Origin of the sequence: Paenibacillus herberti, from assembly GCF_002233675.1 — a bacterium.
Taxonomy (GTDB): Bacteria; Bacillota; Bacilli; order Paenibacillales; family Paenibacillaceae; genus Paenibacillus_O; species Paenibacillus_O herberti.
Window position 1 is genome coordinate 698,851 of sequence record NZ_NMUQ01000003.1, and the last position, 24,206, is coordinate 723,056.

General features: G+C 47.1%; 9 protein-coding genes and 2 pseudogenes. All 11 read left to right on the forward strand.

All coding sequences use genetic code 11. The features are described 5' to 3' along the window. Nucleotides 1–8 precede the first annotated feature (8 nt). The 11 genes and pseudogenes from CGZ75_RS22540 (at nucleotide 9) to CGZ75_RS22590 (ending at nucleotide 23,898) form a co-directional block, all read left to right on the forward strand. Nucleotides 9–2,060: a YIP1 family protein gene (locus CGZ75_RS22540; RefSeq protein ID WP_089526495.1), complete on the forward strand. Its 2,052-nt coding sequence runs from the start codon at nucleotides 9–11 to the stop codon at nucleotides 2,058–2,060. Further along, nucleotides 2,053–4,248, forward strand: coding sequence for a DUF5696 domain-containing protein (locus tag CGZ75_RS22545; protein ID WP_089526496.1), 2,196 nt, complete (start codon nucleotides 2,053–2,055; stop codon nucleotides 4,246–4,248). The genes CGZ75_RS22540 and CGZ75_RS22545 overlap by 8 nt, the downstream gene beginning before the upstream one ends. Next, nucleotides 4,245–5,189 carry a carbohydrate ABC transporter permease gene (locus CGZ75_RS22550; RefSeq protein WP_089526497.1) on the forward strand — a complete coding sequence of 315 codons (945 nt, stop codon included), beginning with the start codon at nucleotides 4,245–4,247 and terminating at the stop codon, nucleotides 5,187–5,189. Before CGZ75_RS22545 ends, CGZ75_RS22550 begins: the two co-directional genes overlap by 4 nt. After that, entirely contained in the window at nucleotides 5,186–6,157 is a 972-nt protein-coding gene (locus CGZ75_RS22555; protein WP_176444981.1) for a carbohydrate ABC transporter permease, read from the forward strand. Before CGZ75_RS22550 ends, CGZ75_RS22555 begins: the two co-directional genes overlap by 4 nt. A 54-nt stretch (nucleotides 6,158–6,211) precedes the next feature. Continuing rightward, a complete protein-coding gene (locus CGZ75_RS22560; protein WP_176444982.1) occupies nucleotides 6,212–7,600 on the forward strand; it encodes an ABC transporter substrate-binding protein in 1,389 nt (462 codons plus the stop codon). 65 nt (nucleotides 7,601–7,665) lie between these two features. Then, nucleotides 7,666–9,027, forward strand: coding sequence for an ABC transporter substrate-binding protein (locus CGZ75_RS22565; RefSeq protein ID WP_089526499.1), 1,362 nt, complete (start codon nucleotides 7,666–7,668; stop codon nucleotides 9,025–9,027). A gap of 23 nt (nucleotides 9,028–9,050) precedes the next feature. Beyond that, a complete protein-coding gene (locus CGZ75_RS22570; RefSeq protein ID WP_089526500.1) occupies nucleotides 9,051–11,630 on the forward strand; it encodes a glycoside hydrolase family 2 protein in 2,580 nt (859 codons plus the stop codon). Between the two features lie 939 nt (nucleotides 11,631–12,569). Beyond that, a pseudogene (locus tag CGZ75_RS26565) lies at nucleotides 12,570–13,472 on the forward strand (Ig-like domain-containing protein); the annotation flags it as partial. 2,511 nt (nucleotides 13,473–15,983) lie between these two features. Beyond that, nucleotides 15,984–16,571: pseudogene (locus tag CGZ75_RS26570) on the forward strand (chitinase N-terminal domain-containing protein); the annotation flags it as partial. Between the two features lie 290 nt (nucleotides 16,572–16,861). Continuing rightward, entirely contained in the window at nucleotides 16,862–17,791 is a 930-nt protein-coding gene (locus CGZ75_RS22585) for a copper amine oxidase N-terminal domain-containing protein (protein ID WP_089526501.1), read from the forward strand. A gap of 11 nt (nucleotides 17,792–17,802) precedes the next feature. After that, nucleotides 17,803–23,898 (forward strand): PKD domain-containing protein, encoded by a 6,096-nt coding sequence (locus CGZ75_RS22590; protein ID WP_089526502.1) that lies wholly within the window; start codon nucleotides 17,803–17,805, stop codon nucleotides 23,896–23,898. The last annotated feature ends 308 nt before the right edge of the window (nucleotides 23,899–24,206 follow it).

Below are 24,206 nucleotides of genomic sequence, written 5' to 3' on the forward strand. Positions count from 1 at the left end.
GGGCTTGCATGCTCAAAAGCAGGAAAATCATTTGGATCGCACTTATCTTCATCATGCTTTTTCCCGCCTCCGCCAGCGCCTCGGAGCCATACGATACGTTTTACGTAAATCATGGCACGGGTTCGGAATGGATCTCCTTTATGCAGGATGTCTATATGACTGGAGATATGATTACCGGCTCAGACGATACCGCGCTTAATCGGCCGGCGGATCTGTTTGTAGCCGACAATGACGATATTTATGTGGCGGATACGGGAAATAACCGCATCGTTCATTTGGATGGACAGGGGAAGTGGATTCGCGCCTTCGGCACAGAGGAAGGGCCGGGAAAACTCAGTGAGCCTGAAGGGGTATTCGTCACGCATGACGGCTTGATCTATGTAGCGGATACGGGGAATCAGCGCGTAGTCATTTATAACAGCGACGGCTCCTTTACAAAGGAGTTCAAGAAACCGAATTCGCAATTTTTGCCGGAAAGCTACTACTTTGTACCGGTCAAAATTGTTGTGGATGACCGCAACGTGCTGTACGCAGTATCCCGCGGCTCCTATCAGGGCTTAGTGCGGATCGGCAAAGAGGACGAATTCACAGGCTTCTTTGGCGGAAACAAATCAAAAGCCTCGTTGATGGATCGAATCAAGCGGCTCATTTTTACGAAAGAACAGTTGGAAAAGGAAACCGCGATTCGTCCGCAAGAGGTCAGCAACGTGACGCTGAGTGATGAAGGGTTTATTCTCACGACGACGACGGGCGTGGGAAGCGACCAAATCAAACAATTGAACGCTGGCGGCAGCAGCAACCTGAAAGGGTTGAAGCATGATTCGGAGCAGATTGTCGATGTTGCTCTTGACAGCAATCAGTTCATCTATGTGCTGGATCAGCGGCTGTCGAGCCGCGAAACGCGCGGCATGGGTACGATTACGATTTATAGCCCGAGCGGGACGGAGCTGTTCCGTTTCGGCAAAGTGCTGCAGGAGCCGGATCAGAGAGGCATTCTCTCCAATCCGGTGAGCATCGATATCAACTCCCGCAACGATCTGATCGTGCTGGACAGCAATCTTAGTATGGTCCAATTTTATACCCGCGCGAGCTTTGGCAAAACGTTTTTCCAGGCCGCTACCGATTATTTCGACGGGAATTACGAGAAGAGCAAGGCGAATTGGGAAGAAGTCATTAAGCAGAACGAGCTGATCAGCTTAATTTACAGCGGTCTAGCCGAGGTGGCCAATAAAGAAGGAAATATCGAAGCGGCAATGACTTATTTCAAAATTACGTACGATGCGGAGGGCTACTCGGAAGCGTTCTGGACGTACCGAATGCGCTTGATCGAAAAATATTTCTTCTCCGTGCTTGTGTCGCTGATCGCCCTATGGCTACTTTACCGGTTTGCCGTCAAGCCTTATGCCGGCGCGCTTAAGCGCCGTTTGCCCAAGGTTGTGCAGATGGTGCTGGACGACTTGGGGACTGCCCTATATACGATGCTGCATCCTTATGAAGGGTTTTACCGCCTGAAAGGGAGGAACGTCTCCTTCTTGTCGCTCGGCATTATCGCGCTTTTGATTATCCTGGTGAAAATCGCGACAGTTTACTGGACCGGATTCATCTTCAACCCAATGAATCTGGAGACAGTTGTATGGTGGATCAATCTGCTTCCGTTCCTGGCTCCAATAGTGACCTGGATCGTCGCCAACTATTTGGTCAGTACGATCAAAGACGGGGAAGGACGTTTCCGCGAAGTGCTGCAAGGATCGGTTTTTGCGATGACGCCTTTTGTTGTTTTCTCGATCCCGATTATCATTTTGTCCAATATTTTGGTGCTTGAGGAAAAGGTGTTGATTTCCTCCTTATCCACTGTGATGTGGTTATGGATCTTTACTCTCTTTATCGTGAAGGCTCAAGTTACCCACAACTTCGAATTCATCGAGAATATCCGGAATTCGATCACGACCGCCGTCACCGTCGGCATTATATGGATTTTCATTGCCGTAAGCGCAGGTCTTACCTTCAACCTATGGGACTTTGGCTATCAGCTGTATAAGGAGGTGGCATTCCTTGGATAAACCGATCTGGAAGAATCGGAAAGTAACCATTTCGGCCGCGGTTGCAATCATGCTGCTGGCCGTATGGCTCTATTCGATCTTGTCCGCTCCCGCCTTATCGGGAAAGGTAGATTTTGAGCCAAGGAAGACCGACTTTATGCCGGTAGCTCAACAATCGCAGGCGAATCTGGGCGAGGCCGATGCAAATGGATGGACAGCGGTCAAAAAGACCGGCCGTTATGCATTGCTGCTGAACGAGGCGACGGGCAATGTAGCTGTGCGGGACAATGAAGGCGGCTTTGAATGGACTGCTTTTGCCAAGCCGCAGCAGCTCGCTAAAGAGAAAGTGTCCGGATTGCTGCGCACGAATCTGGAATCGTCCTTTATTATGGAATATTTTGCGGCTTCCAAAATCCAGCGGCAAATCAAAAATGCAAAGGATGAACAACTGGGTATCCAATATATTCGCACGGAATCAGGTTTTGCCGCAGTCTATCAATTCAAGGACATTCAAATTGGATTTCGGATGGAGTATGAGCTGAACGAGAACGGCTTAAAGGTATATATTCCCGTTGAGAGCATTACCGAAAAGGCCGAGTTCCGGCTCATTTCCATCGAATCGCTGCCATTCTTCGGAGCGGCGGCGCTGGATGCGCAGCCAGGCTACATGTTCGTCCCCGACGGACCGGGCGGCTTGATTCGTTTCCCGCAGACTAACATTTTGGTCGGCAAAGGGTACGAGCAGCCGGTCTACGGACCTGAATATACGGGCAATCAATTCCCTGAGACAAACATGGCTCCGCTCGCGCTGCCTGTATTCGGGATGAAGCAGGGAGCCAACGCGTTTGTCGCCATGATCGACAAGGGAGAATATACGGCCTGGATCAAGGCGATTCCATCCGGCGTCGTTGGCAGTATGAACTCAGTCAGCGCCAAGTTTATTTACAGGCAGGAGTATGATCGTCGCTTGAGTCTTGGAGGAGCATCGATCCGGGCGTTCCAAGAAGAGATGACGAAGCAGGACAGGGCAGTGGAGTATCGGTTCCTCGCTGGCGACGAAGCCGATTATGTAGGGATGGCTCAAACCTACCGGAAGTTCATGCTGGATTCAGAGCGAATTACATCTCAACTGGAACCCGTTGAGCATGTGCCTCTTGATCTGACCCTGATCGCTGGAGATTCCGATTGGAACGGCAATGCCGGATATTCGGTGGCAACAACGTTCCCGCAAGCGAAGCTCATTCAGGAGGATCTGAAAAAGTCCGGCGTTGAAGCGATGAATATTACGTATGAGACCTGGCTCAAAGACGGCAGCCTTAGCGAGCAAAGGACCTTCTCGCTTGAAGGCAAGCTAGGCGGGGAAAAAGCTTTGAAATCGTTTGTCGACTCCGCCCATTCGAACGGCTACAAAGTTCTGTTCCAGGCTCAAGTGACAGATGCGGATTCGGAGTTTGCCAAGCATTCTCCAAAATCGTACGGCATTCGTTCCATTGAAGGCAATGTGCTGATGGACGGCAGCTGGATCTGGTTCAATCCAAACGTGGCGTACAACTTGACGAAGAACTTGGGCGAACATTTGAAGAAGTTCGGTGTAGACGGACTTCAATTCCCCGGGATCGGCTCCGCTATCTATCGCGACTATAACCCGGAGTATAACTATCAGCGCGAGGATACGGCCTACGTATTCCAGCAAATGCAGCGATATGCCACCCAGGAGCTTGGAACAAACGGAGTTTATTTCGGAAACGCGTACTCCCTTAAGTACGCCAAGCACATTCAAGGACTTCCGAACGATGTGAACGATCATTATGGCATAGACGAAATGGTTCCTTTCATGCCGATCGTTCTGCATGGAAATATCAGCTACAACATGGGGAACGGCAATATTCGCAACGACTATGAAACGGAATTTTTAAAAGCAATTGAGTATGGAGCTATACCTGCCTTTGCGCTTACGAACGAGTCTACGCTCGCGCTGCAGGACACTTACTCCTGGGGCGTGTATAGCAGCCGGTATGAGTTCTGGAGGGAAAAGCTGTTGAAGGAGTACAGGGACTTCGATCAGTTGGCCTCTACATTCGATCAACCGATTACGGATCACCGGCAGCTGTCCGACAATGTGTTCGTGACGGAGTACGCCAATGGAGTCAGCGTAACGGTCGATTATAACAGCAAGTCGTTCCGCGTGGAGAAGGGAGGGAGCCGATGAATCCGGTCATCCAGAGCAAAAACAGTAGACCCGACGTCAACGAGCAGGCGGAACTACGCAGCCGCAAAAGGGCCAGATTCCGATTCAGATGGAATGAGTATGGCATGGGATATTTGTTCATGCTTCCGTGGATCATCGGTTTCCTCGTATTCATGGCAATTCCGATCTGCTGGTCGCTCTACCTGACCTTCAATAAAGTGCGTTTTACCGGCGAAGGCTTCAAGTACGAGTGGATCGGACTCCAGAATTTCAAGGATGCGTTGCTGAAGGACAATGAGTACGGTGTGCAGATTATCGCCTTTTTCCAGCAAACGATTCTGATTCTGCCGATTATCATCATCTTCTCTCTGCTTGTCGCTATTCTGCTTAATCAGAACTTCCCGGGACGCTTCATTTATCGGGCCATATTTTTCCTCCCCGTTATTTTCTCGACTGGCCAGGTTCTAACGGAGCTTTTCCAGCAAGGAGCAGGCGACGTTCCTTTTATATCGCAATATGGAATCGACACCTTCGTGGAAGAGAATTTCAGCTCATCGCTTGCGGAACCGATTATCAGCCTGCTCAGCATGATCATCATCATCCTCTGGTCTTCCGGTGTGCAGATTCTGATCTTTATCGCCGGGTTCCAAACCGTGTCGCGGACGATCTATGAAGCAGTTCGAATCGACGGAGCTTCGCCTTGGGAAAGCTTCTGGAAAATAACGCTTCCCAGCATCGTGCCTTTCATCGCTCTCAATTTGCTGTATTCAACGGTTGATCTGTTCACTTCTCCAATTAATCCGGTCATGGAGCAAATCCGCAAGCACATGTTCAACGTGTCGACCGGATACGGATATGCGAGCGCGCTGGCATGGTTCTACTTCCTGCTGATCATTGTCATCATCGCTCTCATGTTATGGTTCTTGAACAGCTCGAACCGGAAGAGGAGGTATACGGCATGAAGGCAGAATTGACTCCGAGCAAGAGGTCGGTTCGGTCCTTCCTGGAAGGAAGAAAGGCCCAGAAGATCAAAATGCTCGTGTTGGGGCAGCACATGAACGACGGCTGGCTGGCCAAATTAATCATCTACTATTTGTTATCGATCATAGCGTTTCTGTACCTCCAGCCGTTTTTCTACATGATTTCGACGATGCTCAAAAACCTAACGGATTTGCTGGACCCCACCGTTAAGTGGATTCCGCGATCCATCGATTGGAGCAATCTGGAGCGTGCCTTCAAGGGACTGAAATATCCGGAATCGATATTGAATACAACGACGATTGCGCTGTTTGGCTCTTTGATTCAAGTGTTCATATGCGGCATGACGGGCTACGCCTTGGCGAGGCTGAAGTTTCCGGGAAAAAGCCTCTTTTTCGGACTCGTTTTCCTGACCTTTCTGATCCCGCCGCAAATTATTATCATTCCGCTTTATGTCATCTACAGCAAGCTGGGTTGGCTTAACACGCCATTTGTATTCCTCATCCCGGCCTTGTTCGGTCAAGGCTTGAAAAGCGCACTGTTCATTATCATCTTCCGACAATTTTTCAGATCACTGCCAAAGGCACTCGAAGAAGCGGCGTTGATCGACGGAGCTTCGGTGTTTAGGATGTTCTTTCGCATTATTTTGCCGCTGTCGCTTCCCGCTTGCCTAGTTGTATTTTTGTTCTCCTTCGTTTGGTATTGGAACGAGTTTTACTTAACGTCCTTTTTCCTTATCAACGATTTCACGCCTCTTTCCATCCGGCTAGGCTCTCTCGAAACGGTCATTTACGGGCCTAATCCAGTTGCCGAAGCGAAGGCACTGAATCCAGTAACAGAAGGCACCAAGATGGCAGGAGCTTTTTTGATCGTCTTCCCGCCGCTTCTTCTATATATGGTAGCCCAGCGATGGTTTGTTGAAGGGATTGAACGTACCGGGGTGGTCGATTGATATTTAGAAATTAAATATCAATTCACAATAAAAAAACAAAGCGGAGGCATGAACATGAATAAAAAGAAGCTGAGCACAATGCTCGTAAGCCTGATGATGGGTTCCTCACTTGTTTTAAGCGCTTGCTCCAACAGCTCGGCGCCGGCTAACAACGCCGGCACGGGCGCCAGCACCCCGCCGAGCACTCCACCAAGCGCATCGGCCGAGCCAAGCAAGGCGCCGGAACCGGCCGGCGAGCCAATCACGCTGCGGTACGTCCGCGGTTCAGGCGTCAGCGAGAACGAGCAAAAAATGCTGGATCTGTTCACGGAGCAGAACCCGAATATCAAAGTTCAGATCGAGCAGGCCAAAAGCGGCGGTATAGGCGAATTATTGGAGAAGGCGGCAGCGCTGCAGGCGGCAGGGACAACAGCGGATCTGATTTGGGTGCAGGACATTGGGACGTTTGCGAAGGATGATCTGCTCGTTGATCTTACGCCTTACATGAAATCCGATCCCGTGCTGAGCACGGCGAAAATTCCGGACAGTTCTTTGAAGGCGCTTCAATTCAAGGGAGTACAGATGGCACTGCCGCGCGCGGAAAACCCGATCATTATGTATGTGAACAAAGACATGCTGGCTAAAAATGGCATCGATATGCCGAAAAATGACTGGACATGGGACGACTACCGCGCCATTGCCAAAAAAGTAACTAAGCCGGATGAGGCTGAGTATGGAATTGCTTACGGCCATTTTAACTCGATCATTACCGCTGGCGTGCTGGGAGTGGCAAACGGAACGTCCGAAAACCTGTACTTTATGGATGCGGACTGGAAGCAAAGTAAGCTGACGACGCCGGAGGCAAGACGCGACATCGAGTGGATCGCGGACCTGCAGCGTGTAGATCATTCCATCGGATCATGGTCAGTGATCGAGAAATCCGGTACGGACTGGATGAACGGTAACGTGGCTTTTGAAATCCACGGAGCATGGGAAGGCCGCAACAAACGGGAGAAAGCGAAATTCAACTGGGATGTGCTGCCGCTGCCAAGGGGCAAAGTGAAGCAAATCGGCTATAACGTCGGCACGGGCATTGGCATTTTGAAATCTTCCGCGAACCCGGATGCTGCAGCAAAATTCCTGTCATTCATGCACACGATGGAAGCGCAAAAGCTGGGCATGGCCAACGGTGACTTCCCGCTGACGGAAGATGAGGAGCTGAAACAAGCGTTGACAGAAACGCCGATCTGGAAAGGTTCGAACATTATGGCTACCATTTCGGTGGAAATGAGAGCGGAGCCGGTCGGTGCCATCGTCGGTGCGGATCAATATGTGCAATGGTGGAGCGCCGAAGTCCAGGAGGCGTTTAAAGAAGGCAAAGATCTGAATAAGCCGATTTTCGAAAAGGCGCAGCAATATAACGAGCAGGCGCCAACGCTTCGCGCTGCACTGGGACTGGAATGATAGCAGATTCTTCATCTTTCAATACGACAAGAAGCGAAGAAAGCAAATAATGGGGAGGAATAAACATGTTGAACAAAAAAATCAGCTTGTTACTCTTAAGTGTGTTAACGCTTAGTGCTTGTTCCCAAAACGGTCCTACTACTGCTACCAATGCGAATTCAACCGAACCCAGTCCGACGGCAGGAGCAGTAGCGAGTACAACGCCAGCGCCTACGACCGGAGAACCGGTTACATTGACATACGTCCGCGGTGCAGGTGACGTAGGCGAGGTTGAGCAAAAATATCTCGATCTGTTTGCCCAGATGAACCCGGGATACAAAATTAAAATCGAGCCGGCCAAAGGCGGCGGTTTGGGCGATGTATTGGAGAAAGCGGCAGCCCTGCAAGCTGCCGGCACTCCCGCCGACATTGCTTGGGTGCAGGACATAATCCCGTTTGGGAAAGACGATCTGCTGCTCGACCTGACCCCATATATGCAATCCGATCCGATTCTAAGTGCAGCAAAAATTCCAGCAGGCTCGTTAAAGGGACTGCAGTATAAGGGTAAACAGTTAGGTCTTCCAAGGGCGGAAAATCCGATGGTCATTTTCGTGAACAAAGATCTTCTGGCCAAAAACGGCATCGATATGCCGAAAAATGACTGGACCTGGTCTGATTACCGTGAAATCGCCAAAAAAGTAACCAAACCAAGCGAGAGCGAGTACGGAGTCGGCTACGGCCCTTTCAATATAAATACGGTTGCAAGCGCACTGGGAGTATCCAATGGAAGCGCGGCCAATCTGAATTTTATGGATGCGGAGTTTAAACAAAGCACGCTGACCACACCGGAAGCGCGTAAAGATATTGAATGGCTCGCTGATTTTTCACGGGTCGACGGTTCAAGAGCAACGTGGGAGAAGACCCAAAAAGAAGGAATTGAGTGGAACAGCGGAAAGGTTGCCTTTGAAGTTCACGGAGTATGGGAAGGCAAAAACGTAAGAAAAAATGCCCAGTTTAACTGGGATGTCCTTCCACTTCCAAAAGGCAAGGTGAAGCAGGTTGGCATTAACATCGCTACCGGCATCGGTGCGCTGAAAGCCTCCAAAAATCCGGAAGGCGCGGTTAAGTTCCTGGCGTTCATGCATACGATGGAAGCCCAAAAAGTGATGATGGAAAATGGCGACTTCCCGATTACGGAAGACGAGGAGCTGAAGCAGGCTGTGCTGGAAACCCCGATCTGGAAGGGGACGAATATTAGCGCCGTAACGGATGTTGAAATGATGGCGGGTGGGCCGATTGTTGGATCAGATCAAAATATTGACTGGTGGAACGGCGAGATTCTAGATGCGTTTAGGGAAGGCAAAGATTTAAACAAGGCGATATTTGAACAGGCGCAGCATTATAACGAAGTCGCGCCAGGACTGCGCAAAGAGCTGGGATTAGAGTAAAAATGATGAGGAGTGAATATTGAATGAGAGACGAAACGAAAGTACCGCAGTATTCCACAGCTGGGTTTTACGGAATTGAAGGAAGTCCGAGACAGGTGTTCACCTTCAATCCATGTTGGCGCTTTTGTAAAGGCGATGCTATAGGGGCGCAAAACGAAAGTTTTGACGATAGCGATTGGGAGGCGGCGGCTCTTCCGCATGGTCTCGAAATTCTCGGCGAGAATGCAAGCGGGATGAGAAACTATCAGGGCGTCGCTTGGTATCGCAAACGTTTCACTCTTCCGGAATCGATGAAAAACAAACGTGTCGTCGTTTATTTTGAAGCGGTTATGGGCATCGCGGACGTTTGGATCAACGGGCAAAGCGTAGCTCAGCATCTTGGCGGATATTTGCCTTTTGCAGCCGATATTACGGAGCTGGTGCGCCAAGACGGGAACAACATTATCGCTGTTCGCGCCGACAACTCTAACGATCCTCTATATCCTCCGGGCAAACCACAGGAGTATCTCGATTTCACATACTTGGGCGGCATTTACCGCGATGTTTATTTAATTGAAACGGAAACTCTCCATGTTACGCATGATCTTTTGAGCGGGACCATTGCGGGCGGCGGCGTATTTGTAGCCGTTCAGGACGCGGAAGAGGACCGCTCCGAGCTGGTAGTGAGAACGGAAGTAATCAACGAGGGAACGGCTAGCCGCCGCTTCACTTTGCGCACGATTCTGGAAAGCATGGAAGGAAGCGTGTTGATCGTCCAGGAGGAGTCGGCGGAACTACAGCCGGGCGAATCCAAGCAATTTGAGCAGCAGCTTTCAGTAAAGAATGCTCATCTATGGCATCCGGACGATCCATACCTGCACTTCATCCGCACGGAAGTGCTGGAAGATGTGAAGATAGTCGACAGCTTCAGAACTCGCTTTGGTATCCGTCTCTTCGAAATGCGCGGTGACGATGGCTTCTTTGTAAACAAGGAGTACATCGGTTATAAGCTGAGCGGCGTGAATCGCCATCAGGATTATGCCTATGTTGGCAATGCGCTGCCGAACTCGGGCCAATGGCGGGATGCCGTCCTGCTGAGGGAAGGCGGATCAAACGTTGTGCGCGCCGCTCACTATCCGCTTGATCCGGCGTTCATGGATGCTTGCGACGAGCTCGGTCTGCTCGTTACGGTAGCTACTCCAGGCTGGCAGTTTTATAATCACGAGAATCCGATTTTTGAACAAAGAGTAATTGAAGATACTCGTGCTATGGTTCGGCGCGACCGCAATCGCCCAGCTGTATTGTTATGGGAAACCGCTCTGAACGAAACCGAAGATCAGCCAATCTCCATGCTGAAGGAGCTGCATCGGGTCGTTCACGAGGAATTCCCGTTCCCAGGCGCGTTTTCTTGTGCTGATGTTGACAGCGCTAAGTTAGCCGGATTCGATTTCTACTATCATGGAAGTATGGAAGACGAGAAATGCTCCCTCACTCGTGAGTACGGCGATGGAGGAGAAGTAGACAATTTCGGCTCCCAGAATGCCATAACCCGTGTTAAGCGTGAATGGGGCGAGCAAGCGATGCTGAATCAGGCTCGTGTTCGCGCCTATGATCTGAAATACATTTACAATACTCCGCCTAAGCGGATTGGCGCAACGCTCTGGTGCGGCATCGACCATCAGCGAGGTTACCACCCAGATCCGTTTTTAGGAGGGGTGCTCGATGTGTATCGTATGCCACGCTATTCTTATCACTTATTCAAGAGCCAATACGCTCCAGATTATAAGCTAAGCGGAATCAATACGGGCCCAATGGTTTATATTGCGCATGAGATCTCGCAGGTGTCGGGCAGTGACGTTACCGTATTTACTAACTGCGAGGAAGTTCGTCTGACCTGGCTTGGTGAAATTGTCGGCACTCTGAAGCCAGAAGAAGATACGGATGTTCCCCATCCGCCGATCGTGTTCCCGAATGTATTCGATTTCCACGAGATTTCGAGCATCTGGCGGAACAGAACGGGCCAGATCGAGATGGTTGCAGAAGGTCTGATCGGTGGAGAGGTTGTCTGCCGTGAGGTGAAAACCTACTCGGAATGGCTGGCAGGCATCAAGCTGGAAGTGGATGACGTTAACGTCGCTTTGACCGCAGACGGTTCCGACTTCGTACCGGTTCGTGCTGTGCTCGTCGACCACAAGGGTGTTCCAAAAGTGCTGGCAGACGAATACATCCACTTTGAGGTTGAAGGTCCTGCGGAAATTATTGAAGGGCAACATGTCGGTGCTAATCCGATGAAAACACAGTTTGGAGTTGCAACTGTATTCATTCGTGCTACAACGGAAGCCGGGGAAATTAGAGTGAGAGCGAGCTCTCACGGGATTAAATCGGATCAGATCGTGCTTCGTTCCACGGAGTCGGATCTACCAATGATTTTTGATCCATCTTACGCTGTAGTGGAGAATACATCGAGGCCTTCCTCAACGAAATTGAGCTTTGCTGCAGAGCAGCCAAGCGGTCCTGCCAAGCCAGAAGAAATCAGCAAGCTGGAAGAACAGGTCAAACGTCTGCAGCTTGAGCTTACAAGCAAGGAACAAGATATTATGGAATTAAAAGGAAGTCGTAAGTAATTATTGAGCTGAAGTGTAGTTCTACTTTGTAAGTTCTACACTTCAGCTTTTTTTATCTGAGGAGGTGGTTGAATTCCTAGCCTATTAATGAAGCAATTGTGAGGATGGCTGCAATTTCGGATTATTCGGATTGCTGTCTCTTCACCACGTTTCAGCCATTTATTACTGTCGATGCAGGAAGGATGTCCAGAATAATGAAAGCGCTTAAAAATAACCAGGTATTGAAATCCCAAATGAATCGGATTTTATTTACCTGAAAGCGAGGGATTTTTTTAGATGAGTAAGCGCAACTTCCGTAAAAAAGTGGCTGTTATACTGGCTGTAATGATGTTTCTATTCAGCGTGCGTTTACCGACTGACTCTATAGCATTTGCCCAGGAAGCTGCTCTATCGTCTTATCAAGCATCTACGGGATTTTCAACCGAGCAAGGGAAAAACCAATGGCGCTATCAATACCGGAGCTTCGACTCAACGGAGTTCAAAGATCTTCCCGTAAATGTCGGGAATACCTGGTGGAGAGCGAACCAGAACTGGGATTGGGGCAAAATATCGAGCAATGAAATAACCCCTGGCTCCCAAGGGGATACTTCTCGGACCTTCATAGCTCCAGATTCAGGCAGCATTAAAGTAACAGCTCCAGGGCCGATTACGATTAATCCGGGAACTTACGGCGGTGCAAGACTGAAAATTCTGAAAAATGATATACAAATTTGGCCACAAAACGGTGAATGGGAATCACTAGGAGCTAATCAATCGATCACCTTTCCCGAGCTGACGGCATCGGTTATAAAGGGAGACCGCATTTATTTTGTCGTGAATAGTGGTGCAGACCATGTAAACGGACAAGATGATGTTAAATGGGACTCAATTATCTCCTATACAGAGGTAGGAGAATCAGTTTCTCCTGTTTCAGTCACTTTGGATCAGTATGAATTGAAGATGAACGTGGATGATACGGTGACCTTAAACGCAACAGTCACACCAGAGAACGCGTCCAACAAAAGTGTAATTTGGACGTCCAGTAATCCGTCGGTGGCTACAGTTGTATATGGTTTAGTGACAGCGATTTCAAGCGGAACGGCTACAATTACCGTAACAACAATGGATGGTGGGTTGACTGCCAGCAGCAATGTTGTATCCGTAGGTTTTCCAGCATATAAGGCATCAGAAGGTTACTCAGGAGAGCAGGGCGCGAACAATTGGCGCTATCAATATCGCTCTTACAATGCTACATCATACTTAGACCTTCCCGAGTTTAGCGGGAACAGCTGGTGGAAAACATCCGGCAATTGGGATTTTGGTAGAATATCAGGAAGCGAGACGACTCCAGGCTCGCAAGGGGATACATCCCGTACCTTCATCTCTCCTGCCACCGGTACAATGATGATCAAATCTCATCCGATTACAATTCATCAGAATACATTTGATGGCGCGAGGCTGAAGATCATGAAAAACGGCACAAAAATTTGGCCCGCGAGCGGAGAGTGGGAGCCAATTGCATCGAAACAAACGATCGACTTCCCGGATATAAGCATCCCTGTATTAAAAGGAGACCGCATTTATTTCATCTCCAATAGCGGCAAAGACCGTTCCAATGGTTATGATGATTTACTTTGGGATCCAGTCATTAAGTTCACCGAAGTTGTGGATGGGGTATCTCCTACATCTGTAACGCTGGACCAGGAGACGCTGAACCCAGGAATCGGTGAAACGATTGCGCTTCATGCAACAATCGCGCCTGCTGACGCGCTGAACAAAGACCTTTACTGGTCGACAAGTAATTCGCAGGTCGCGGCGGTTGACGAGAACGGACGCGTTACGGTGAATGGCCCGGGAACGGCTGTTATTATCGTTGAGACGGCGGACGGAGCGCTGAGGGATCAAGCTCAAGTTATCGTCGATGGAGACGGCGCGCTCACGAAAGTAGAGCTGCTGTATATGGTTTCCCAGACGCTGAAGCTGCCAAGCGCACCTTATGAAGGCATTTTCAGCGATGTGCCTGCGGATAGCACTTCAGCCGATATGCTTCAGGGAGCTTATAACAATGAGCTTATCGACAGCCATCTGATCGTTGGCGGCAAGCTGAATCCGAATGCGCCGTTGACGCGTGAAGAAGCGGCATCGATTCTGATCAACGGATATAACCGTGCTATGGAAGAGGATGCGCTCCTTGGAGACATTTCCTCCTTGACCGACTTAGCTTCGATCAGCGAGTGGGCCGTAAATTACGTAAAAGCCGACAGCAAGCTGGGTATCGTCAGGACGAACGATCCCTATCCGTCCCAATTCGAGCCGCAGGCTTCCGTGAAAAGAATAGAAGCGCTCGAAATGGTGAAAAGGCTGGTTGGAGTTATGGATATCCAAGCGATGATTAATGCTGCAATTGCAGCCGGAAAAACAAAGGTGGTTATTCCACCGAACACGTACCGGATTGGTGAGGAAGCTGGGAATGTGCTCATCACCATTTCGGGTGCAAACAACTTGGAAATTGTGGCCGACGGCGTAACGGTTATCGGCATGAAGTTGACGAAGGCTCTTAATATTGAGAAAAGCAACAAAGTGAAAATCAGCGGCATGACAATTAACTATGATCCGCTGCCATTCACGCAAGGTAAAGTAAAAGCTATCGCTTCTGATTTGTCTTATCTTGATATCGAGCTTGCCGCAGGTTATCCGCGGATGCTGTATTCCCGACTTAGCATTTATGATCCTGAAACCCGCTTCCAAAAGCATGGCATCAACCATCTTTGGGGGACGACCGCACAATGGAACGATGATGGTACGGTCCGCATCAAGCTGAACGACGTTGGCCGCAACGTTGATGTCGGCGATCCGGTAACACTCGCTGGCGGACCAGGGCCTGGCGGAATTCCTCACGGAGTCACGGTAGGGGAAAGCAGTGGCATTGTGTTTGAGGACTTCACGATTCATACCGCTCCGGGATTCGGATACCTGGAAGCGGGCAGCGAGGGCGGCACGATTCTGGACGGCTTTAAGCTTATTCCGGGCCCTCCACCTCCGGGAGCTACGGAGAAGCCTCTACTCACAGCGGTATGGGACGGAGTCCAATTCAAAACGTCCAAAAAAGGACCCATTGTTGAAAACTCCACCATTTATAGCGCTGGGGACGATTCATTCAGTATTCAATCCGGAGATTATGGAGTTGTAAAAGTTCAAGGTGATGAAATCGTCATCGTGCTTCGCGACGGTAGTCAGGGCGTTAAAGCCGGCGACCGCCTGAGAGATTTTAATATTTCCGGGAATGAGGCAATTGTAGCTTCAGTCGAGAAGATCGCCAAAAGCGATGTCGGCATGGACCCGTCGCTCCTCGACAAAATCAATACGGCCGCACAGTGGACCCCTTGGAGATTTACGGAAGAAACCTACTATAAAATCAAGCTTAACGGGCAGTCACCGTTCCAACTGGAGGACTTTATTTTCAGTCCGGATCGGATGGGCAACGGATTTATTTTCAGAAATAATGATGTTTACAGCCCGGGACGCGGGATGCTGCTGAAAGCTGGTGACGGCTTAATTGAAGGAAATACTTTCCGTGGCGGAGACAAAGCTATCATCGTTTCTCCGGAAGTCGTTACGGATAGTCATGCTGGAGCAGGGAGTAATCTGATTATCCGCAACAACAAAATCATCGGCACGGGGTATCATCATTATATGCCTTGGTCCGATCAATCCGGATCAATCGGATTTGCAGCCGGCAACATAACAAGCGAATTGGCCTTTGACAACATTTTGATTGAAGGCAACACATTCGATAACGTTAACGGACTTAATCTGAATTTGAGCAGCGTCAGCAATGTTACCGTTAAAAACAACAAGTTCCTGAAAACTCATTTGACGGAGCCAAACAACAATGGAGCTGACAAAGGTATCGATCCTACGTCCGTTATCCTTGTGAAAAATGCGGAAAATGTAACCTTCTCGAACAACATCATCGACCGTATGGGTGTTTACTCCACGCTTCCGGTTAATGTACAGAATCCTGCTAGCGGAATTACGGGTGTGGATACGGGAGTTACACTTGTAAATCCTGCACCGTTGAACACTCTGTCCGAGGTGAAGCTGTCGGTCGATTCTCCGAAGCTTCAGCCGGAAAAAACGGCCACCGCTCGTGTGTCCGGCAAGCTGAGCAGCGGCGTTCCGACTTCCTTGATCGGTGCGGTCGTAACGTACACCTCCAGTAAACCGGGAGTAGCAACGATAGACGCAGGAGGCAAGATTACTGCGTTAACCGTTGGCAGCACTGTTATCAAAGCAACGGTGAAATGGAATGGATTCACGGTTCAAGCGCAGGATGTGACCGTTAAAGTTGCGCTTCCGCTTTATACCGGAGCACCGGGCAAGCCGGTTCTTTCCAGCAACATCGCCCAGGCGAACGGCTTGAAAGACGGCAATTACACCGTCACTATGAATATGTGGTGGGGCAATAACGGAGATGTTCTCAAGCTATATGAAAACGGCGTTCTCATCAGCATGCAAGCGCTGGACGATGCATCTCCAAATGCTCAAAAAGCCAAGGTGGATGTAAAAGGTAAAACAAATGGCACTTACACGTATACGGCTGAGCTGATCAACTCTCTCGGCATGACGAAGAGTGATCCGCTTGTCGTAACCGTTACGGATGCTGCTCCAGGTAAGCCAGTTCTTTCCCATGATAACTGGGATGGCGACGGCAGCTACAAAGTGACCATGAACATGTGGTGGGGCACAAACGGCACGGAGTACCGTCTCTATGAGAACGGAGTTCTGATCGAGACGAAAGCATTGGCTGCGGCTTCGCCGAATGCGCAGCAAGCGATAAAAGCTATTGCCGGCCGTGCAATTGGTGTGTACGAATACCGCATTGAATTGGTCAATGCAGCCGGTGTCACCTCTAGTGAGGTGTTAACCGTGAAGGTAACGAAAGGCAAAAAGGCAAATTAGTAGTAAGCGGGACTTTAACGGCCTCTAAGGAATATTGATAGGTCGTTAAACGATTCTTTGTAGGTGCAAGCCTCTTATTCTCTTTCCAAACATGAGGCTTGCTTTCTCCCAAATTTTAGTTATAATGATCTCAATTGAAGTTTTTCCATTCTATTGGAACCGGGAAGCACCCGTTCGCAGTTTATTCTGCGACGGGTGCTTTTTTGTTTTGCAGATCCTTTTTATAACGATATGGAAAAAGTTTGCTTTTTGGTCGATATTAGAAAATAAACTCTAATGGAGGAATTTAGATGAGGAAAGTAATTAAAGGCATTACGGCTAGCTTAGTCCTATTGCCGGTTCTTGCAAGTAGCTCTCAACAGGTTCATGCCGCTACAGCAGAGAAAATTATTCCAACCACTCATCCGATCATCGTAACTTATAACGCTCGCCAAATGGATCTTTTAGGAGCGAAAGCAGATTTAAAAGGTGGAAGTGTATATGTTCCCCTTAGAGGAGTCGCGCAAGCCATGGGAGCCTCTGTTCAATATTCTGATGGCAAAGTAACACTCTCGAAAGAAGCAAACAGTGTTGAGCTTAAAGCCGGTTCTAAAATCGCTACTATAAATGGGAATGATATAAATTTTGCTCAGCCTATGTATAGCCAAAACGGAAGAACAATGGTTCCACTAAGACTTATTGCAGAGGCTTTTGAAGAAAAAGTCGAGTGGGATGGAGAGCTGGATTATGTATGGATTGGTAATAAGGAGGTTCCTGACATCGAAACGATAATAAAACCTAAAAGCATTGATCCTATTAAAGTATATTTTAAAGGATATGAAAGGTTACTAACTTCGTATGTGGATGGAAGGATGGTTAATTTGGATGAGATGATGCTTTTTTCAAAAAGAGATTTCCCATTGAAGGTGAATGGTATTACTTATTATCGAATTAATATTGTTAAATCAAACAAAAATAACGCTTATTTACGCTCAATTTCTAACGTTCCGAATTCGGGGGTTTCATATCTTGTTGGTAATGGAGATGTTAGATTAAGATCGGACGTAAAACCATTCCGAGTGAAGGACTCTAGCTATACTATTCAGTACATACCGATAGCATCTAGACAGGATTATTCTAAAGGATTTACAGACTGGGGAAAGTTCAGTTATGAAGATATTGATTATATTCAAATTAGAAGAGATTATCATTTCGCCCTCATTTTCGATTTATTGAATTAAGAGGTGAAAAATTGAAGACTGTTAAAATACAAAAAAAACTGTTTTCTATATCGTTAATAGTGTCGATTATATTTACTTTCTTGCCCATGAATTTAGTTGGTGTCATTAGTGCAGAACCTGCAATTGGAGGGAATGCACATATAGTTTTGGTTAAGGATAACGCAGACCCTTCTAACAATAAACGATATGCTGTTGGCTTTATGTATATTGATATTTGGAGTAACTCAGCAGGTGAGTGGACAACCTATGCTAAACAACAAAAGAACGTAGAGATATCTGCCAATTATAATTTTTCGTTTCCGGGTAGAACTGTTAAGAACGTTAGTGTAAGACAATTTGATATTCTTAAAGATTCTAGTTATTTTGATAAATCTAGACCAGGAGATGAGTTTTCCACTTTCAAGGATTGGATAGGAACAACCAGGACAGATCCAATTACTAGTGATAAAAGTGGTATAGGCTCTAGCTCTATCTCATTCAGGACATCAATTCGGGGGGATTTAGACGCAATTGAACCTTATGACATTATTGTCAATGAAAATGCTTGTGGCAGCTGTGCTCCTAAAGTTCAAGGATTACGATACTACTATCCTGTTATGTTTATGATTGAATTAAACGGCCAGTTTCAAACTAGCAGTTACACAAATGATGGTGAAAGTTTGAGTTCTGTTTTCCCCTCCCAGACTTTAGAAATGATTGGAGGAAGTTCATACTCCGGCAAACCTCCAAAAACGAATAGCGAATACGAATATGTAGGCTATAAAAAATCAACAACAATTGATCCTCCATCAGGATCAATCATCCCCGGAATTCCACCATCATTTGTGTATGATGGAAACTATGATAAGTATACTTTATTCCTATATTACAAGAGGAGTGGTGGAGAACCCACAGTTGGCGAAGTAAACATCCGACACATGGTACGCATCGGCCCTAAAGGCACCTATGAAAGTCGATTTGAGGACAGTCAAGCAGCCGGTCCATTGCCCTACACCAAAGCATATGCATCAGAAGCTTCCTACGGAAAGCTCTTAGGTTCCAGCCTCTCTTATTCAAGTTATGCCAACTCGCCTACAAGTAATACAACCCAGCAAGTGAACCTCACCATTGCGCAATTAAAAGCGTATATTACGTTCTTTTATGAAGAGCCTCCTAAATCTTTCACTGGCGACTTCGACGTCATCAAGCCCAAGATTGCTTATCGTGAAACATTCTCCCTCAAGCCCAAAAATATTGCCCTTAATCAGTGTTCATACGTTTCTCATAAATGGCAGATCAAGCAAGGGATGTTTACATACACAAGTCCAGATCAGAATAATTACACAGAAGAGACATCTTATCCTTTCTCGAAGTGGCCCTCCATCTTGGGAGTTGGAAGTTATCAGGTGTTTATGATCTTAAAGACAAGCTGTGGTGAAATTACGGTAGGGCCTAAGCCACTTGAGATTAATGGTCCAAGTAGCAATAAACCACCCATACTCCATATTGGATTTGTCGACCCGAATGGAGATCCAACGAAACCTCTATCACAAGCATATGAAGGCCAAGTGCTCAACCTGGTACTAATCAATAACCCAATGATTCCAACCCCATCCGATCCGGATGGAGACAGCATCGAATTTCGAGGATTTGGATTCTCCTCAGCGGATCAAGAGTTTATTCGAAATATTCCTTCTAAATATGGCGGGGAGACCATGATGTGGGAGTATACCAACCTAAAGATGGATAGCCTAGGATACTTCAAAGTAGAGGCATCACTGGCCGATCAATGGGGAGCGGTTACAACTGCGTTCACTTCAATTACTGTAGTTCCGCCGAATCCGGTAGCAAAGATCATTGGTCCCACACAGGTGAAGCAAAATCGGCCATTGAAGGAGCCATTCAGTTCTAAAAACAGCTATAGTCCCATCAAAGGGCGGGCAATTGACCATACTCGTGACGAATGGATAGGGGATATACGGACAGTATATGACAAACCTGGCGAGATCGACATCAAACTGAATGTGTATGACACGCTCGGTCTTAAATCGCTCGAACCAGCAGTACATCAGCTTACGATTTTGGAAGATATGCCGCCTGTGCCAAGACTGGAATTTTCCACACCGACGTTACGGAATATGTTAGTTTCTTTCAAAAATACATCCTATTCTCCCGACGGAGATACCATTGTTGAGAATAAAGTTACCTATCGCTATGACTACAACAATAATGGAACTTTTGACGATGAAGCAATACAAGCAATCACAATGCGCGGTGATCAAACCTTTGATTTCAAAGCAGCGAATGTTGGGAAGTACCAGTTCATCGTTTATGCAAAAGAAGACTACGGCAAGGATGGGAGTAAAAGTTTCATTTTGGAAGCGATCAACGACTCGCCAACCGTTTCCTTTGATATAACATCGGAATCGATCTCTCCTGAGCCTATTGTACCCGTGCCGATGCGGGGCAATATTGTAGCTAATTGGAACAACAGCGATTTCTACAAAGATAACAAAACTAGCAGCTGGGCTTATAACACATCAAACGGCGCCTTGTCCTTGTTATTCACCTCGTTTAAGCGAAATTCACTATCCTTTGGTCCGAATCCGGGAAGTACATTCGTCTTTGACAGTGGAAGGATTCCCTCGGTAGACAGTGAATATAGTGGTGCCAAAAGCTTAGGGAACGGATATTTTGCAGTAGAGTCAGGTGATAATCAGATGGGATACAACATTTACAGATTTGAGAAAGGTTCCTTCACTAATATGGGATTCAGAGCATCATCGAGAATATATGGAGTTGATTACGGAAGAGGTATTGTTTATACGGCCGACAACTGGGTTTGGGGCGATGGCGATCGAAGGTTCAAGTGGTACTACATGGATAGCTTTATCAATCCGGCCGGCCAGCCGTTTCGATACTCTGACTTTATTATCGTGGATGGAGCTATAGTATTCCGCAGCTGGACTTCTAATGGGACCATTCTAGCAAACGGAATTGCGGGCAAGTTCGCCGATTATTTTTATACTCACCGATACGATGGTTACGATAACTATGATCATCAACGGATTTCCGTCAATTGGGACGGCTCAAGTTCAATCCAACACTACGATAGAGCACCAGGGGATGTAAATTCATTTTATGGTGAAGGATCGAAAACCGCGCCGAATAACAAAATGCAGTATATTTTCAATAATAGTAGGTATTCTGATATTCCTTCTGGAGCCTACTCGGGGGTCTCGTTGTGGGATCCTGATACCGAGCAAGTTTTAAGTGGATTTAATGCCTATAATGATACTGCAGCCGTTCGGACATTGGATGGTTTATGGGGGTTAACGAGCTCCGATATTTTGAATATGCAAAATAATACAGCTACTAGAAATGTGATGGGATACGATGTCTCCAACCCTACATCTGTTATTACATGGGATAACATTGCACTAGGCTACAGCCCATCGTTAAAAAAGATCAATTCGGATGGATCACTCAGCTCATCTCCAGGAGCGTTCGGTTTCAGAGGTGCGCTTGATAACAGCAACCACATGTACTTTATGTCTGGATCTTCACTGAAAAAATCAGATGTAAATACAGGCCAGCTGTGGGATTTAAGTAATGGGCTTGGTTTATCAGACGATACCTGGATAACTTTAAACGATGATGGGTCGATAACGGCTTACGAAAGAGATCAGGGCAGTTATGGAGTTTATAGCGGAAGAACACTGATTTTTTATGATCCCACTTCTTCTAATAGAAAGAAAACTAAATCGGTCTCAACACACAATCAACTGTTAGGAACAATTAAGCTGAAAAACGCTTCGTATAACTTTAAGCTGAAGATGAACATGTCCACGGGAAGTGCAGAAATATTCTCTGGATTCAGTTTTGCCGCTCAGGATCATCGAAATATGTATCGAGTGGAGATGAACCGAAAGAAGATCCAACTAGTAAAAGTAGCAAGCGGTAATAGAACTGTCATACAGAGTGCAGATTATCCATTTTCCTTAAACCAATCATATTCCATCAAGGTACAGTATTTGGACAATAAGATTAAAGTGTACGTAGAGGGTACGCCCGTTATCGACAAAATGGACGACACATTTAACAACGGTGGGACATTTGGTCCATTTGCCGAGATTCCAAAAACCGAATTTTTCAATATGAGCTATTCGGATCTCACGACACTCAGCTCCTCTACGATTCTAGATGGAGTAGCCATCGTCGATACGGATATCATTTATACCATTAGGAACGATGACACGGAGAAGGATCCATTCATCAATGCCAGAACGTCATGGAGATATGATCAGCTTAACCAGAAATTTCTGGATGCCGGTGATGGCAAATCAGGAGCTTCTATTCATAGTGGGAAAAGTTACACGACTCCAATAACTAGATTGGACAAAGTCGGATTGTACAGGGTTACTTATAAAACGACAGATGACCCTAATTCAAATTTCCTGCATCCGCGAATGGAGTTTGAGGGGTACAGGAAAGAATCCAACACATTTGTGAGAGATGTGATCGTTCATCGAAAGCCGATCTCTGATTATGATCTTTCTATCGCGTCAAACGGAACCGTGCTCTGGACCGATCGAAGTAGAGACGTGGACCGCTATTTGAATGCAGGGCATTATTCGACGGAGAATACGGGAATTGATTATGTTCGGACAAAAGGAATATTGGAGAAAAAGTTCTATTATATTTCTCCGTCCGGGAAGTTCGTTAGGAGCAAGCTTGTTTCTCCAGACGAGATAGGAGAATACACCATTGGGCTAGCCGTTAAAGACGAGTATGAGGCATGGAGTAATTACGTTGAAAAGACCATCTACATTGGCAGCGTACCACAGCCTGACGAGCCGCCACATGCAGGATTCAATCTCAGCGACACCGTTGCTTATCGAGGAGTTCCCGTCAGCATCGACTCCATAGCGTGGGATAAGGAGGATGGTGGACGTACGAACCTGCCACATGACTACTTTATTCGTAATCTTGGTGGAGGTACGGAGATTATGGCTTCCCAGAATAGAGAGAGATGGACAAAGGAGTTCTCTTCTATTGGTACATTCCGAATTCGACAAGTAGTGGAAGACAGGCTGGGTCAAACAGATACGGTATCTAGAAACGTGCAAATCGTTAATCGAATTCCGACGGCTACGATCTATGTGCCTTCATCAACTGATCAGAACCGTCCGGAGAAGTTAATGGAGTTAAGGCCTATGTTTAAGTGGTCTTACGGTGATGGAGATGCGGATCCACAGTTGAGATTTCAGGTGAGGATCTATCGCTACGGTGGTAGCTTGCTTCATGATTCCGGCATTAAGAGCGGGAATGCATTGCTATATACACCTAGCGAGGATTTGCCGGAAAATATCAATCTGTATATCATCGTTCGGGTCTATGATGGCTATGATTGGGGAGAGAGCGCTCCGAAGTACTTTTTTATTGAAACGAACCGACCACCAGTGGCAGATTTTGATTGGACACCCAAGCCGGTTTATGAAGGAGACACTGTCTATCTTATAAATCAATCAAATGATCCGGATGGAGATCTATTAAATGAAGCATGGGTCATTGAAGATCCTTATGGCCAAGTTAGGAGTTATCAAACGACCCCAGTTGTGTATCAGGCTATTCCGGGACAGTATAAAGTCCGACTTACCGTCAGCGATGGAAAAGCTCAGGCTATGATGGCAAAATCCATCACTGTTATTCCGCTCCTTTTAGAGGCGGATGTAGAGCATACTGTCGATTGGAAAAGCATTCACAACAATGCAGGTCATGAAACAACGAATAATCCGAAGGATTTTTATGCGGGAGAAAAGCTGATTGTTCATGGGTATCCCGTGCCAGCTTCAGTAACTCAAGTCACTGTAACGCTTGATGCCATAGGAAAAGCTGGAGACAGGCTTGTAACAAATAGCGTTCTTGAGCCACTACGGATAAACCAACATTATACGGGAGAGCTTTATGATGAAAGATGGGGAGATCTGACTTCGGGTCTAGATAAGGGCTTGTACACTCTTAATTTTGAAGTACTCTATCAGAACGGTGTCCGGAAAACAGCCGATGTTCAGATTCGGATTATCGGCTTTGCTCAAGGCGTTGCAGGAGTTCATCGAAAACAGTAAAAATTCAGACATATCAAGGGCTGACGATGTTTTTAAAAAACTTGAAGGAAATTGTCGTACAGCCCTTGACGATGTCTAAAGGCTTGTGTTAAATTAAATCTCGCCGCTTCGAGCGGGCTGCAAATAACTGAATGTTGAACAACCTGATTGAAAGGTTCTCAAAAAAAGTACTTGCAACCGAGTAGGCGAATGTGGTATATTATGAAAGTCGCCGCTTGAAAGCGATATGGAAATTTGTTCTTTGAAAACTGAACAACGAGTGAAGCAAGTCAACGTTATAAATGAGCAAGTCAAACACCTTGAAGCTT